General features: G+C 74.7%; 11 protein-coding genes. 6 read left to right on the top strand and 5 right to left on the bottom strand.

The annotated features are described in order from the left end of the window. Positions 1-248: 248 nt before the first annotated feature. Complete coding sequence (locus tag ABD330_RS06300; RefSeq protein ID WP_344461639.1) at positions 249-2069, top strand: AMP-dependent synthetase/ligase; 1821 nt, start codon at positions 249-251, stop codon at positions 2067-2069. A gap of 39 nt (positions 2070-2108) precedes the next feature. Here the strand turns inward: ABD330_RS06300 and ABD330_RS06305 are convergent, their stop codons facing one another. Next, on the bottom strand, positions 2109-3068 hold the full coding sequence (locus ABD330_RS06305; RefSeq protein WP_344461641.1) for an alpha/beta hydrolase family protein: 960 nt from the start codon (positions 3066-3068) through the stop codon (positions 2109-2111). A 163-nt stretch (positions 3069-3231) separates the two neighbouring features. Between ABD330_RS06305 and ABD330_RS06310 the strand changes: the two genes are divergently transcribed. The 3 genes from ABD330_RS06310 (at position 3232) to ABD330_RS06320 (ending at position 6517) form a co-directional block, all read left to right on the top strand. Next, entirely contained in the window at positions 3232-3828 is a 597-nt protein-coding gene (locus ABD330_RS06310) for a TetR/AcrR family transcriptional regulator (RefSeq protein WP_425555458.1), read from the top strand. 199 nt (positions 3829-4027) lie between these two features. Then, positions 4028-5143: a polysaccharide deacetylase family protein gene (locus tag ABD330_RS06315; protein ID WP_344461645.1), complete on the top strand. Its 1116-nt coding sequence runs from the start codon at positions 4028-4030 to the stop codon at positions 5141-5143. Positions 5144-5230: 87 nt separating this feature from the next. Then, complete coding sequence (locus ABD330_RS06320; RefSeq protein WP_344461647.1) at positions 5231-6517, top strand: carbohydrate-binding protein; 1287 nt, start codon at positions 5231-5233, stop codon at positions 6515-6517. Positions 6518-6584: 67 nt separating this feature from the next. Here ABD330_RS06320 and ABD330_RS06325 read toward each other — a convergent pair whose 3' ends face one another. The 3 genes from ABD330_RS06325 to ABD330_RS06335 all read right to left on the bottom strand — a co-directional run bounded on the left by ABD330_RS06325 (position 6585) and on the right by ABD330_RS06335 (position 9268). Then, positions 6585-7382, bottom strand: a complete 798-nt coding sequence (locus ABD330_RS06325; protein ID WP_344461649.1) for an SGNH/GDSL hydrolase family protein — start codon at positions 7380-7382, stop codon at positions 6585-6587. 165 nt (positions 7383-7547) lie between these two features. Next, positions 7548-8147 (bottom strand): NUDIX domain-containing protein, encoded by a 600-nt coding sequence (locus ABD330_RS06330; protein ID WP_344461651.1) that lies wholly within the window; start codon positions 8145-8147, stop codon positions 7548-7550. 218 nt (positions 8148-8365) lie between these two features. After that, complete coding sequence (locus tag ABD330_RS06335) at positions 8366-9268, bottom strand: hypothetical protein (protein ID WP_344461653.1); 903 nt, start codon at positions 9266-9268, stop codon at positions 8366-8368. Positions 9269-9423: 155 nt separating this feature from the next. Between ABD330_RS06335 and ABD330_RS06340 the strand changes: the two genes are divergently transcribed. Together ABD330_RS06340 and ABD330_RS06345 are read left to right on the top strand one after the other, a co-directional pair. Beyond that, positions 9424-10596, top strand: coding sequence for an exonuclease SbcCD subunit D (locus ABD330_RS06340; protein WP_344461655.1), 1173 nt, complete (start codon positions 9424-9426; stop codon positions 10594-10596). Further along, a complete protein-coding gene (locus ABD330_RS06345) occupies positions 10593-13610 on the top strand; it encodes an AAA family ATPase (protein ID WP_344461657.1) in 3018 nt (1005 codons plus the stop codon). The genes ABD330_RS06340 and ABD330_RS06345 overlap by 4 nt, the downstream gene beginning before the upstream one ends. 196 nt (positions 13611-13806) lie before the next feature. On the opposite strand, the gene ABD330_RS06350 is transcribed toward ABD330_RS06345, so the two are convergent. Further along, entirely contained in the window at positions 13807-14013 is a 207-nt protein-coding gene (locus tag ABD330_RS06350; RefSeq protein WP_344461659.1) for a hypothetical protein, read from the bottom strand. Between the last annotated feature and the right edge of the window lie 29 nt (positions 14014-14042).

Genomic DNA, 14042 nt, shown 5'->3' on the forward strand with positions numbered 1-14042 from the left:
GGCATCTTCCGAGACCACTGTCGTAATTGTGATCTCCTACCCGGAATGCGCACAATGCCCCCTCCCCGGCCGACGGCACCCGCGGACTTGGCACGTGCCGATCCGGCCGAACGCACCGGCAGCCCTGGGCAGCGCCCCGGTGATCCGGTAGCTTCGCAGCAACCCTTCCGCCCGGCCCTCGCCCGGACCGGTCGGCGGTGTGGTCGGCGACGTGGGCGACGGCCCGGGACACGAGGATCGGGGGCCGTGTGCGCGAGTCCAGCAGCCCCGCCCTGCCCGCCCCGGCGGTCGGCGGCCTGGCCGACTCGGTGTACGACACCGCCGAACGCAGCCCGGCGCTCGTCCAGTTCTCCCGGCGCCGGGGTGACCGGTGGCTGGATGTGACGGCCGTTCAGTTCCGTGACGAGGTCATGGCGTTGGCCAAGGGCCTGCTCGTCCGGGGGATCCGCTACGGCGACCGGGTCGCGGTGATGTCGGGCACCAGGTACGAGTGGACCCTCTTCGACTACGCGCTCTGGTCGATCGGCGCGATCCCCGTTCCGGTCTATCCGACCGCCGCCGCCGAGCAGGTCCGCTGGATCCTGGCCGAGACCCAGGCCATCGCCTGCGTGGTCGAGCACGAGGACCACGCGATGACGGTCGGCGCCGTCTGCGACGCCCTCCCCGACCTGACCGGGATCTGGCAGCTCGACCGCGGCGCCGTGGCCACCCTCACCGAGGACGGCCACGGCGTACCCGACAGCCTGGTGCACCGCCAGCGCCTGGGCGTCTCCCCCGACTCGGTCGCCACCGTCATCTACACCTCCGGCACCACCGGCCGCCCCAAGGGCTGCCTGCTCACCCACGGGAACTTCGCGGCCGAGGCGGACGCCCTGCTCGCGGGCTGGGGGTCGGTGTTCCGGGACAGCGGGCCGGTGGCGCCCGCCACGATGGTGTTCCTGCCGCTGGCCCACGTGTACGGGCGGGTCGTGCAGGTCGCCTCGGTGCGCGGCGGCATCCGGCTCGGCCACCACGGGCAGCTCTCCACCGACTCGCTGCTGCCCGCGATGGCCTCGTACCGGCCCACCTTTCTGCACGTGGTGCCGTACATCTTCGAGAAGATCCACCAGCGCGCCCGGGAGGCCGCCGAGGAGGCCGGACGCGGCGAACTCTTCGCCCAGGCCGCCGAGACGGCCGTGGAGTGGGCGGCCGCCCGCGAGCAGCGCGCCCTCGGCCGCGGGCCGGGGCCCGGGCCCGCGCTGCGCCTGCGGCACCGCGCGTACGACCGGATGGTCTACCAGCGGCTGCGCGCCGTGTTCGGCGGCCGGGTGCGGAACGTGATGTGCGGCGGCTCCTCCCTCAGCCGCGAACTCGGCCTGTTCTTCGCCGGCGCGGGGATGACGGTGTACGAGGGGTACGGGCTGACCGAGACCACCGCCGCCGTGACCGCCAATCCGCCCGGCAAGCCCAAGTTCGGCACGGTCGGCCGGCCCGTCCCCGGCGCCACGGTGGCGATCGGCGACGACGGCGAGGTCTGGGTGCGCGGCGCCACGGTCTTCACCGGCTACCTCAACGACCCGCACGAGGCCGGGGACGACCGGTACGACGGCTGGTTCGCCACCGGCGACCTCGGCAGCCTGGACGAGGACGGCTATCTCACCATCACCGGCCGCAAGAAGGAGCTGATCGTCACCAGCAGCGGCAAGAACCTGGCCCCGGCGGCGCTGGAGGACCGGGTCCGGGCGCATCCGCTGGTCGCCCAGTGCCTGGCGGTCGGGGACGACCGCCCGTACGTGGCGGCCCTGATCACCCTGGACGCCCAGGCCCTGGCGCACTGGCTGAAGGCCCGGGGACGCGAACAGCTCGACCCCTGGACGGCGTTGGCGGACGCGGAGCTGCACACCGAGATCCAACGGGCGGTGGCCGCGGCCAACACCACCGTCTCCCGGGCCGAGTCGATCCGTGCGTTCCGCCTGCTGCCACGGGAGTTCAGCCTCGAACAGGGGCTCCTCACCCCGTCGCTGAAGCTCCGCCGCCAGGCGATCATCGACCTGTACGCGGACGACATCGCGGAGCTGTACGCGACCTGACCCCCGGCGGCCACGCGGCGCCGGGTGGCGGGGCCGGGGTTACTTGGACTCGACCTGGCCGAGCGGGTCGGGTCCGGCCGCGAGCAGTTCGCACGCCGTGCGCCAGGCGGGATCCCCGGGGTAGAGCTCGCTGCGGAGGTAGGCCGAGGTGAGCCGCTGGACGGCGGCGACCCGCTCGGGGTTCTCGTCCGTGGTCTCGGCGACGTCGTATCCGGAGACCCCGCCGAGGCCGTGCTCCCCGCCGAACAGCGTGAGCAGGGACTTGCGGCCCGGGGAGAGCAGGTACGGGTCGACGTGCCAGGCCGCACCGCGGACCGTCAGATGGACGGAGTGGTCGTTGTCGCCGGCGACCACGAGCGTGGGCGTCGCCATCCGGCTGAAGTCCGTGGTCGAGAAGAACGGGTAGTTCTCGGCGACGGCCCCGACGAGGGCGTCACCCCCGCGGCCGGGTGCGGCGAGCAGCACGCCCGCCTTGATCCGGGGCTCGGACAGGTCCACCTCCGCGCCGCTGTCCGGGTCGGTGAGCCGGGCGCCCAGCAGCAGGCTCGCGGTGTGCCCGCCCATCGAGTGCCCCGCCACGGCCACCCTGCTCCGGTCGAGGCGTCCGCGGAGCTGCGGGACGGCCTTCTCGATCTCGTCGAGGCGGTCGAGGACGCGCGTCATGTCCTCGGCCCGCGACCGCCAGTACAGCGGCGCCCCAGGGGTGTCGGGGGCCAGGCGCAGCGTCCTGGAGCTCAGGTGGGTGGGCTGGATGACGACGAAGCCGTGCGCCGCCCAGTAGTCGGCGAGCGGGGCGTAGCCGTTCAGTGAGGAGAGGTTGTTCGAGGGGCCCTGGCCGTGCGAGAGGAGGAGGACCGGCAGGTCGTCCCCGGTCACCGGGGCGGAGACCCGCAGGTGCAGGTCCACGGCGCGGCCGGGTGTGGGCAGGACCACCGGGCCGACCGAGAGGACGGGAGTGGGCTCGCCGGCGGTGTGAGCCGGGTGGGTCGATGCAGTCATGAGGTGCCTTTCCGTTCCCGCGGCTCTGCTGCCGAGCTGGCTCGGCGGGCGGCGGGGTGAGGCGGACGGGAGGGCCGCTTCGGCTAGACTCGAAGCGGAACCTTGTTCCAGATACGATACGGAACAGCGTTCCGTTTAGTCAACCACCGTCCGGACGGAGAACGTGGTGTCCAGCGCAGGCCAGCCCGAGAAGACGCCGACCCGGAGCAGGCGGTCCGACGCGGTACGGAACCAGCAGACGCTGCTCGCCGCCGCCGCCGAGGTGTTCGCCGCCTCCGGCATCGATGCGCCGATCCGCGAGATCGCGGCCAGAGCGGGCGTCGGCGTCGGGACGGTCTACCGCCACTTCCCCACCCGGGCGGACCTCGCCGTCGCCGTCTACCGGCACCAGGTCGAGGCCTGCGCCGAGGCCGGCCCGGCCCTGCTGGCCGAGACCGGATCACCCCTCGCAGCCCTCCGCCAATGGGTCGACCTCTTCGTCGACTTCCTGGTCACCAAGCACGGACTCGCCAACACCCTCCAGGCGGACAGTGGCTTCGACGCGCTGCACTCCTACTTCCTCGACCGCCTGGTGCCCGTCTGCTCGCAGCTGCTGGACGCCGCGGTCGACGCCGGCGAGATCAGGCCCGGCACCCACGCCTTCGAGCTGATGCGCGGCATCGGCAACCTCTGTATCGGGCGCGACAGCGACCCCCGCTACGACCCCCGCCGGCTGATCGACCTGCTGCTCCAGGGACTGCGGCAACCGCAGTCGCCCTGACACCCGCGACGAGGCCGGCGAGCCGCGTAACCGTTCCGCACGCCCGGACGGTGCACGGCGGGTGAACTGCACAGCTGCCCCGGCCTCTTGACTGGCCCGGTTGGTCCAGTCCATTGTGTGGCTCGGCCTGCGTGCGGCGGGCCGACTCCTCCCCTCCCTCAGGGAGCACTCCAGCCTTCCCCCACCATGGAGTTGCTTCGTGTCCAGGTCCACTTCCCTGCGCCGGCTGGCCGCCTGCGCCGCCACCGCGGCCCTCGCGGCCCTCGGCGTCGCGGCGCCCGCCGCCCACGCGGACGCCGCACCGTTCAACCTAGCCACCAACCCCGGCTTCGAGATCCCCACCCTGCCGCTGGGCGACTGGGGTTCGATCCCCGGCTGGAACTGCGCGACCGGCGAGGCCAGCGTCAGTTCCGATGCGCACAGCGGGAGTTCGGCCCTCTCGGTCACGCCCGCCGGCGCGAACAGCACCGGCGAGTGCGGCCAGACCGTCTCGGTGCGCCCGTCCACCACGTACACGCTGTCCGCCTGGGTGCGCGGCTCGTACGTGTTCCTCGGTGCCACCGGCACCGGGCACGACGTGCCGCCGGCCTGGGCGGCGAACACCGGCGGCGGCTGGCAGCAGCTGACCACCAGCTTCACCACCGGGACGGACAGCACCTCCGTCCACCTCTACCTCCACGGCTGGTACGGCCAGGGGGCGTTCAGCGCCGACGACGTCCAGCTGAGCGGCCCCGCGCCGGACCCGGCGAACCCCACCTGGAACGTGCCGACCACCGACAAGGTGGTCTTCTTCACCATCGACGACGGCTGGTACCGGACCCCGGAGGCGGAGCAGTTCATCGCCGACCACCACCTGCCGATCACCGCCTTCCCGTTGCCGATGCCGTCCGGCTTCGACCCGGACTACTTCAAGCGCGTCACGGCGGTGCCCGGCTCCTCGATCCAGGACCACAGCGTCTCGCACCGGGATCTGACCACACTCTCGCTCGCCGAGCAGCAGGCCGAGATCTGCAGCGCCCGGGACACCGACCTCCGGCTGTACGGCACCGCCCCGACGATCTTCCGGCCGCCGTCCTTCACCTGGAACGCCGACACCCTGCAGGCCGCCGCCGACTGCGGCATGCGGACGGTGCTCACCGCCACGGCCGACTTCAGCTGGGGCCAGTCGAACATCTACCGGGGCGGCGCCCTCCAGCCCGGCGACGTGGTCCTGATGCACTTCACCGACACCCTGGCCACCGACCTGCCCCGCGCACTGGCCGCCGCCCAGGCGGCCGGCCTCAAGCCCGCCGGGCTGACCGACTACCTGCACTGACCGGCCACCCGCACCGACCCCGCTCTCCCACCGTAGCCGTCCGGCCCCCCAGCCGGGCGGCCGCGCCCCCACACCAGGAGACCCGTCATGGAACGTGCCCGCCTCACCCCGCCCGCTCCCGGCCGGCCCCGCCCGCGCGCCCGCGCCCGCGCCCGGGGCCCGGTCGCCGCGCTGCTCGGCCTCGGCCTGCTGGCCGGCGGCCTCACCGCGCTGGCGCTCGGTGACAGCGCCTCGGCGGCCACCACCGCCGCGCTCGGCAGCAACTGGTACGCCAGCGCCCCCTACCTGATGCCCGAGGACAACAACCCGCCGGACGCGGCCGCCGTCATGGACGCCACCGGCCAGAAGGCCTTCCAGCTGGCCTTCATCCTGGACGGCGGCAGCTGCCAGCCCGCCTGGGGCGGCACCTCGGCGATCAGCACCGACACCACCATGCCCGCCGTGATCCAGACCATCCGAGCCAAGGGCGGCGACGTCTCGGTCTCGTTCGGCGGCTACGGCGGCACCAAGCTCGGCCAGACCTGCGGCACCCCGGAGGCGACCGCCGCCGCGTACCAGAAGGCCGTCGACAAGTACCAGTTGAAGGCGGTGGACTTCGACCTGGAGGAGCCGGAGTACGAGAACACCGCCGCCATCCACAACGAGATCGGCGCGGCCCGGCTGCTCCAGCAGAACAACCCCGGCCTGTATGTCTCGATCACCACGGCGGGCACCACGTCGGGCACCGGCTGGTTCGGCCAGCAGATGCTGAACGAGGCGAAGTCGCAGGGCTTCACGCCGAACAACTACTCGATCATGCCGTTCGACGGCGGCTTCGCGAGCGGGGCCGCGCAGACCGACGCGCTGGTGAAGTTCAACTCCCTGCTCCAGTCCACCTTCGGCTGGAGCGAGGCCACCGCCTACGCCCACGAGGGTGTTTCGATGATGAACGGCCGCACCGACTCCGCCGAGTACTTCCGGCAGGCCGACTTCCAGACCGTGCTGGACTTCGCCACGGCCCACGGCCTGGCCCGCTACACCTTCTGGTCCGTCAACCGGGACCGGCAGTGCACCGGCGCGGTGGACCCGGGGCTCTCCGGCTCCTGCTCCAGCGTGGCGCAGGGCGACTGGGACTTCACCAAGTACACGGTCAGGTTCGCCGGAGCCACCCCGCCCAGCACCCCGCCGACCTCCTCCTCGCCGACCTCCACCATTTCGGCGACGCCCTCCTCCGGCACCTGCACGGCCGCGGCGTGGGACAGCACCAAGGTCTACACGGCGGGCAACACCGTCTCCTACGCCGGCCACCGGTGGCACGCCAAGTGGTGGACCCTGAACGAGAACCCGAGCGCGAGCGGCCAGTGGGGCGTCTGGGCCGACGACGGCCCCTGCTGACCCCTGCGCACAACACGTCGGCCGCACCCCGCGCGGGGTGCGGCCGACGCATTCCGACGGTGGGGCGTCAGACTCCGGCGGAGAAGACGGGCAGGTAGCCGCCCGCCTGGCCGGAGGCGTTGGGGTGGTAGCTCTCGTCGATGGGCAGGGTGGTGCTGTTCAGCCACACGGAGCTGCTGCCGCAGATCTCGTGGCCGCTGAACTGGCTGCGGACGTCCTGGTAGGTGATGCCCGCGTTGGCGGCTCTCTTGGCGATCACTCCGTCGATGGTGTCGGCGGCACCGTTGATCGCGTTCCGCTTGGTGTCACTGATGCCGAACCAGCAGGTGCCGGGGACCTGGTAGAGGTGCGGGTAACCGAGCACCACCACGTGGGCGTTGGGGGCCTTGCCGTGGATCGCCGAGTAGACCTGGTCCAGCTGGCCGGGCAGCGTGTTGTTGGCGTACGCCTCGGCGGTGTTGACGGCGCTGATGCAGGAGCTGTCGGAGCTCAGCACGCAGGTCTCCATGGTGCTGGCGAACCCGGCGTCGTTCCCGCCGATGGTGATGCTCACCAGCGTGGTGGAGGAGTTGAGCACGGAGATCTGGCTGTTCAGCACATCCCCGGTGACGGCGCCCGAACAGGCGGCGTCGACGAAGGCCGACGGCGCGTGGGCGCTCTTCCACAGGTAGGGGTAGGAGTTGTAGCTCCGCTTGCAACTGCCGCTCTCACTGGTGTAGTTGCCGGCTCCGACACCGGAGGAGTACGAGTCCCCCAGGGCGGCGTAACTGACCGTCGCGGCGTGCGCGGCGGTCGCGGCGGCGACGGTGGACAGCGAGAGCAGAACGGCCAGGCTGGCGGCGGACACGACACGGGCTGAACGCACGGGCACCTCCATGGAGTGACGCTGGTCACATTTTTGTACCAGGCAGTAGCTTGCCGCGATAGTGCCCATGCCAAAGTTGTTGCGAAGTGCGCGCGCTGCGGCACCGTCAGGCCCAAAGTGTGTCAAGTCGCTTGTCTGACAAGCGTGTTGTCATCGCGGGTTCGGTCACCGCGAGAAGGTCGTCCCGGCGGACGGCAGCTCCTCGATCGTCTCGTTCGCGGCAGCCGGCACACCGAGCTCCACGACGGCGGCGGCGACGGCCGCCCGCGCCTGCCGCAGCCCGGTCGTACCCCAGCCGAGCAGTTCGACCGCGAGCCCGGGGGCGACCAGCAGCCGCCGGTAGTGACGGCCCGAGGCCGGGTCCGGGGCGGTCGGGCCGACGCCGCGCAGCGCGGCCGACATCCGGACCCGGGCACACTCGTGCCCGCCGTTCGCGGAGCCGACCCGGTCGTAGAGATAGCCGAGGTAGTGCGGCGGGCCGATCAGCGCCTGCGCCTCCTCGGCCGCCTCACGGGCCAGGGCCGCGCCGGGGTCACCGTCGTCCTCCGGCTCCAGCGAGCCGCCCGGCAGGCTGACCACGCCGTCCTTGGGGTTCACCAGCGTCAGCACCCGGCCGTCCGGGACGAACAGCCACCCCCAGGACTGCTTGACGGGCAGGCCGCCGGGGACCGGCTCGCCGGGACGCCAGGGCCACCCGGCGGTGGGACGGCGGCGCACGCGGCCGAGCAGCTCGACGATCTCCGCGCTGTACTCGATGCGGCTCATTCGTCCCCCTCCGGTGTCCGGCCGTCAAGGCGTGCGGTGTGCTGGGGCGCGGACCGTACTGCGGCCCTTCGCCGGGGGCGCGGCCGCAACGACCACGCTCCCCGACTGTTGATCTTCCCCGAACATCCGGTCGATGAACAGCCCTGACCGCCGCCCGGGGCATCGGCTGCACCGGGCGGGCGCACGGGCGCCGCCGTGGGCGGCGCCGCGCGGCGGGCCTACTCCCCCACCCGCAGCGGGAAGCCCGCCCGGGCCACCGCCGACCCCCGCTCGGCGGCCGGGACGGCCGCCAGCACCGCCTCGGTCTCCGCCGCCGACATCGGCCGCAGCCAGCCGTCCACCAGGGCCCAGCCGCGCACCCGGCCGTCGGTGCGCAGCAGCAGCTCGCCCGACCCGCAGCCGGCGACGGCGGCCGCCAGCGTGACGCAGAGCGCCTCCAGCCCGCGCCCGCCGCCCGGCAGCTCGCCGGAGACCACACAGAGGTCGGTGGACGCCGCCAACTCCTCCCCGTCGGCCGGGCCGACCGAGCGCAGCGTGACCCCGTGACAGCCCTCCCCCGCGCCGGCGGCGAGGGCGAGGCACACCTCGGAGACGTAGCCCAGCACCGCGGCCAGCCGCTCCTCCGGCCGGTCCTCCCAGCCGACGGCCGCCAGCAGCGCCGCGCAGCCGATCGAGATCCGGACCCGGGCGAGGTGGTCCGCCAGCAGGGCGGGCAGCAGCTCGGCCAGCCGCTGCCCGGTGTAGCGGAACGGCTCCCCCGCGAGCTCCGGGTCGGCGGCGTACGCGACCCGGGCCACCGGGTCCGCCGGGTCGAGCAGGTGCTCCTCGCAGAACTCCTCGAAGTCGGCCGGCTCCAGGACCCGCAGGTGGACGTCCAGCCCCTGCCCGTACATCGCCCGCAGCCGGCCCTCCGTCCGGCGCAGGTAGGACGGGTAGTCGGCCTCGCCGAACAGCCCGTGCCGGCCGAGCCCCGCGAAGTCGGCGGCGTCGGCCGCCACCGCGACCGCCACCGGCTCCCGGGGCGGCGCCGCCCGGGACCGGCCACGGCGGCCGAAGCCGGGCGGACGCAGGGAGCCGGAACCACGCGTGGGACGGCTCTCGGAGGTGTGCTTCTTCGCCATGGACCCTCCTTCGGGAGACGGACTCACGGAGCACCCGCCGAAGCCGGACCCCGATGCCGCCGAAGCTACACACCGTCACTGACAATCCACCGTCGGCGACCACCCGGCCCCCGTCCGGCACGCGTTGTCGGCGGCGGCCGCTAGGGTCGGGGACCATGCGACTCCTGCATACCTCCGACTGGCACCTCGGGCGCTCCTTCCACCGGGAGAGCCTGCACGAGGCCCAGCGCGCCTTCCTCGACCACCTGGTGGCGGTCGTCCGGGAGCAGGGCGTGGACGCCGTGCTGGTCGCGGGCGACGTCTACGACCGCGCGCTGCCCGGGCTGGACGCCGTGGCGCTCTTCGACGACGTGCTGCACCGGCTCGGCGCTCTCGGGGTGCCGACGGTGTTCATCAGCGGCAACCACGACTCGGCCCGCCGGCTCGGGGTCGGGGCCGGGCTGATCGGCCGGGCCGGCATCCACCTGCGGACGGATCCGGACGGCTGCGCCGAGCCCGTCCTGCTCGCGGACGGGCACGGCCCGGTCGCGGTGTACGGCCTGCCCTACCTGGAGCCCGCGCTGACCCGGGAGCGGTTCGGGCTGGAGCGCGGCGGCCACGAGCAGGTGCTCGGCGCCGCGATGGACCTGGTCCGGGCCGACCTCGCCGCCCGCCCGGCCGGGACGCGGGCGGTGGTGCTGGCGCACGCCTTCGTGACCGGCGGCGAGCCAAGCGACAGCGAGCGGGACATCACGGTCGGCGGCGTCGCCGCCGTCTCCGCGAGCGTCTTCGACGGCGTGCACTACGCCGCCCTCGGCCACCTGCACGGCAGCCAGACGCTCGCCCCGCACCTGCGCTACAGCGGCTCACCGCTCGCGTACTCCTTCTCCGAGGTGCACCAGCGCAAGACCGTGTGGCTGGTCGACCTGGCCGGGGACGGCTCGGTCACCGCCGAGCGGGTCGACTGCCCGGCGCCCCGCCCGCTGGCCCGGCTGCGCGGACGCCTCGCCGACCTGCTCGCCGACCCGGAGCACGCCGGACACGAGGAGTCCTGGGTCCAGGTCACCCTGACCGACGCCGCCCGCCCGGCCAACCCGATGGAGGAGCTGCGCAAGCGCTTCCCGCACACCCTCCAGCTGCTCTTCGACCCCGAACACACGCCGGACGAGCCGCACCCCTCGTACGCGGCCCGGGTCAGCGGCCGTCCCGACCTGGAGGTCGCCGAGGGCTTCGTCCGGCACGTACGGCCCGGCAGCACGGTGGACGAGTCGGAGCGGAGCTGGCTGCGGGAGGCGTTCGAGAGCGTCCGGCAGAGCGAGGACCGGTCCCGGGAGGAGACGGCGCGATGAGGCTGCACCAACTGACGGTCACCGCCTTCGGGCCGTTCGCCGGGACGGAGCGGGTCGACTTCGACCGGCTCGCCTCGGCCGGCCTGTTCCTGCTGCGCGGCGCCACCGGCGCGGGCAAGAGCAGCGTGCTGGACGCGGTCTGCTTCGCCCTCTACGGCGAGGTGCCGGGCGCCCGCAAGGGCAACCCGCTGCGCAGCGACCACGCCGACTCGCTGCGGCTCACCGAGGTGCGGCTGGAGGTCACCCTCGGCGGGCGGCGGCTGGAGATCACCCGCAGCCCCGAGCAGCTCCGCCCCAAGCGGCGGGGCACCGGCATGACGGTGGAGAAGCCGCAGACCCTGCTGCGCGAGTGGTGCGCCGAACTGCCCGACGGCGGCTCCGGCTGGCAGGCCGTCAGCAAGTCCCACCAGGAGGCGGGCGAGGAGCTGCGCCGCCTGATCGGGATGAGCCGGGACCAGTTCTGCCAGGTGGTGCTGCTCCCGCAGGGCGACTTCGCCCGCTTCCTGCGCGCCGACGCGGGCGACCGGGCCGCGCTGCTGCGCCAGCTGTTCGACACCGGCCGCTTCGAGCAGGTCGAACGCTGGCTCGGCGAGCAGCGGCGCGGACACGAGGCGAAGGTCCAGGCCGGGCGGCTCAAGCTGCGCGACCTGGCCAACCGGGCGCACGAGGTCGCGGGCCCGGCGGCGGAGCCGGCCGACGGCTGGGTGCCGGAGGAGGACGGGCCGGCCGGCCGGCACGCCGACGGGCTGCTGGCCTGGGCGGCGATCCTGCGTGGCGGCGCCGCCGAACAACTGGCGGTGGCGCACCAGGCGCTGGCCGGTGCGGACACCGCCCAGCAGGCGGCCCAGCACCGCCAGGAGCGGGCCGGGGAGCTGGCCGACCGTCAGCGCCGGCACCGGGCGGCCGTCCTGGAGGCCGCCCGGCTGGCCGACGCCTCGGCCGGCCTCGCCGAGGACCGGCAGCGGCTGGCCGCGGCGCAGGCCGCGCTCGGGGTGGAGCCCCTGCTGCGCCTGCGGGACGGCGCGACCCTCGCGCACCGGGACGCCGAGCGGGCCGAGCTCGCGGCCCGGGCCGCGGCCGGCCCCGAGGCGGCGGCCGACGCCGACGGGTTGGCCGCGGCCGAGCGCCTGCTGCGGGAGCAGCTCGGGCGGCTGGCGGCGGCCGGCGCCGACGAGCGGCGCCACGACGCGCTCGGCCGCGAGCAGGAGCAGCTCGGCCGCGAACGCGGCCGGGCCGAGGAGCTCGCCGAGGAGGCGCAGGAGTGGCTGACCGGGTTCGACGCCCGGCTGAAGACCCTCCAGGACGAGCAGACCGAGGCCCGGGCGGCCGAGGCCCAGGTCGAGCGGTTGGACACCCGCCGGGCCGAGCTGGCCGCCCGGCTCGACGCCGCCGCCCGCCGGGACGGGCTGCGCGGCCGGATCACCCAGGCCGAGGCCGGATTGCTGGCCCTGCGCGGCCGGGCGCTGGACGCCCGCGAGCACGGCCAGGAGCTGCGCGAGCGGCGGCTCGCCGGGATGGCCGCCGAGCTGGCCGGGCAGCTCTCCGACGGCGAACCGTGCCGGGTCTGCGGCTCGGCCGTCCATCCCGCCCCCGCCCGGCCCAGCGGGGCGCAGGTGCGGGCCGAGGACGAGGAGCGGGCGGGCGCCGTCCAACTGCGCGCCGAGCAGGCGGTGGCCGCCGCCGAGTCGGCCCTGACGGCGCTCCGGGTGGACGAGGCCTCGGCGGCCGGCGCCGCCGGCACCCAGGACGCGGCGGAGCTGCGCGCGGCGTTCGACACCGTCGAACAGGACCGGCAGGAGGCCCTGCGGGCGGCCGACGGCCTCGGCCGGACGACCCGGCAGCTCGCCCGGCTGACGGCCGACCAGGCCGACCAGCAGGCCCAGCTCCGCCGCGCCGGGCAGGACGCCGCCGCGCTGGCCGCGAAGGTGCAGACCCTGGCGGCCGAACGGGCCGAGCTGGGCCTGCGGCTCGCCGCCGCCCGGGGTGACGCTCCGTCGGTGGCCGCCCGGGCCGCGGCACTGGGTGCACTCGCCGAGGCGCTGGCCGCCGCCGCGGGCGCCGCCCGGGCCCGCGCGGAGACGGCGGCCCGGCTGGCCGAGGCCGAGCGGGAGCTGCGGCAGGCCGCGCAGGCGGCGGGGTTCACCGACCCGGAGGCGGCGCGGGCGGCGCTGCTGCCCGGCCCCGAGCTCGCGGTCCTCAAGGCCCGGCTGGACGGCCTGCGGGCGGCCCGGGACACCGCCGAGGCACGGCTCGCGGAGCCCGAGCTGGTCGCCGCCGCCGCGTGCCCGGCCGTCGACCTGCCGCTGGTGCAGGCGGAGCTGCAGGCCGCCACGGCCCGGCTGCGGACGGCTGCCGCCGAGGAGCGCACGGCCCGGGAGCGCTGCGAGGCACTCGCCCGGATCGGCGGCGAGCTGACCGGGCTGGCCACCCGGCTGGCCCCCGACCTGGACCGGTACGAGCGGATCAGCCGGCTCGCCGGGCTCGCCTCCGGCACCTCGGGCGAGAACGTGCTGCGGATGCGGCTGGAGTCGTACGTCCTGGCGGCCCGGCTGGAGCAGGTCGCGGCGGCGGCCAGCGCCCGGCTGGTCCGGATGTCCGGCGGCCGCTACACCCTCGTCCACAGCGACGGCCGCGCATCCGGGAACCGGCGGTCCGGGCTGGCCCTGCGGGTGGTCGACGCCTGGACGGGCAGCGAACGCGACACCGCGACGCTCTCGGGCGGGGAGAGCTTCTTCGCCTCCCTGGCGCTGGCCCTCGGCCTGGCCGACGTCGTCACCGACGAGGCGGGCGGGATGCCGCTGGACACCCTCTTCATCGACGAGGGCTTCGGCAGCCTGGACGAACAGACCCTGGAAGAGGTGATGGACGTACTGGACGGCCTACGGGAGCGCGACCGCGCGGTCGGCATCGTCAGCCACGTCCCCCACCTGCGTTCCCGCATCCCGGCCCAACTCCTGGTCAGGAAGACCCGCCACGGCTCCACCCTCCGCCTCGCCGACCAGGAGAACACCTGAGGCACACCGGACCGTTCAGGGCTGGTCCCCCTCCCAGTGGCATGGGGGGATCTCACGCCCCAGCCGGACAACCCCCAGGGGCGCGGGGAACTGCGCGACCAGGCACCCACGAAGGTGCACGGTTGCTCGCGCAGTTCCCCGCGCCCCTGATCCGGTTACCCGGGTGCGTACGGTCCGCCCCGGTGCGTACCGGCCCTCAGCCCGAGCAGGCCCCGCGCTGCCCCTGCTGCCACGCGCAGAGGGGGCAGAGGGTGGTGGCGTCGGGGTGGTCGGCGGGGAGTTCGGTGGGCTCGCCGCACCGGACGCAGTCGGCCCGTGGCCCGTCGGCCGCGGGCCGCAGCGCGGCGGCCGTGTCCACCGCCGGAGGCACCTCGCAGGACCGGCCGCTGTCGTTGTCCGTCATGCGGCCTTCCTACCCCGGTCCCCGCGCGC

The organism is Kitasatospora kazusensis (assembly GCF_039529945.1).
Classification (GTDB): domain Bacteria; phylum Actinomycetota; class Actinomycetes; order Streptomycetales; family Streptomycetaceae; genus Kitasatospora; species Kitasatospora kazusensis.

What these genes read in the sequence shown, in the direction of transcription:
- ABD330_RS06305 (WP_344461641.1), bottom strand. Translation starts at nt 3,068, where the DNA reads ATGACTGCATCGACCCACCCGGCTCACACCGCCGGCGAGCCCACTCCC.
- ABD330_RS06320 (WP_344461647.1), top strand. Translation starts at nt 5,231, where the DNA reads ATGGAACGTGCCCGCCTCACCCCGCCCGCTCCCGGCCGGCCCCGCCCG.
- ABD330_RS06330 (WP_344461651.1), bottom strand. Translation starts at nt 8,147, where the DNA reads ATGAGCCGCATCGAGTACAGCGCGGAGATCGTCGAGCTGCTCGGCCGC.
- ABD330_RS06335 (WP_344461653.1), bottom strand. Translation starts at nt 9,268, where the DNA reads ATGGCGAAGAAGCACACCTCCGAGAGCCGTCCCACGCGTGGTTCCGGC.
- ABD330_RS06340 (WP_344461655.1), top strand. Translation starts at nt 9,424, where the DNA reads ATGCGACTCCTGCATACCTCCGACTGGCACCTCGGGCGCTCCTTCCAC.
- ABD330_RS06345 (WP_344461657.1), top strand. Translation starts at nt 10,593, where the DNA reads ATGAGGCTGCACCAACTGACGGTCACCGCCTTCGGGCCGTTCGCCGGG.
- ABD330_RS06350 (WP_344461659.1), bottom strand. Translation starts at nt 14,013, where the DNA reads ATGACGGACAACGACAGCGGCCGGTCCTGCGAGGTGCCTCCGGCGGTG.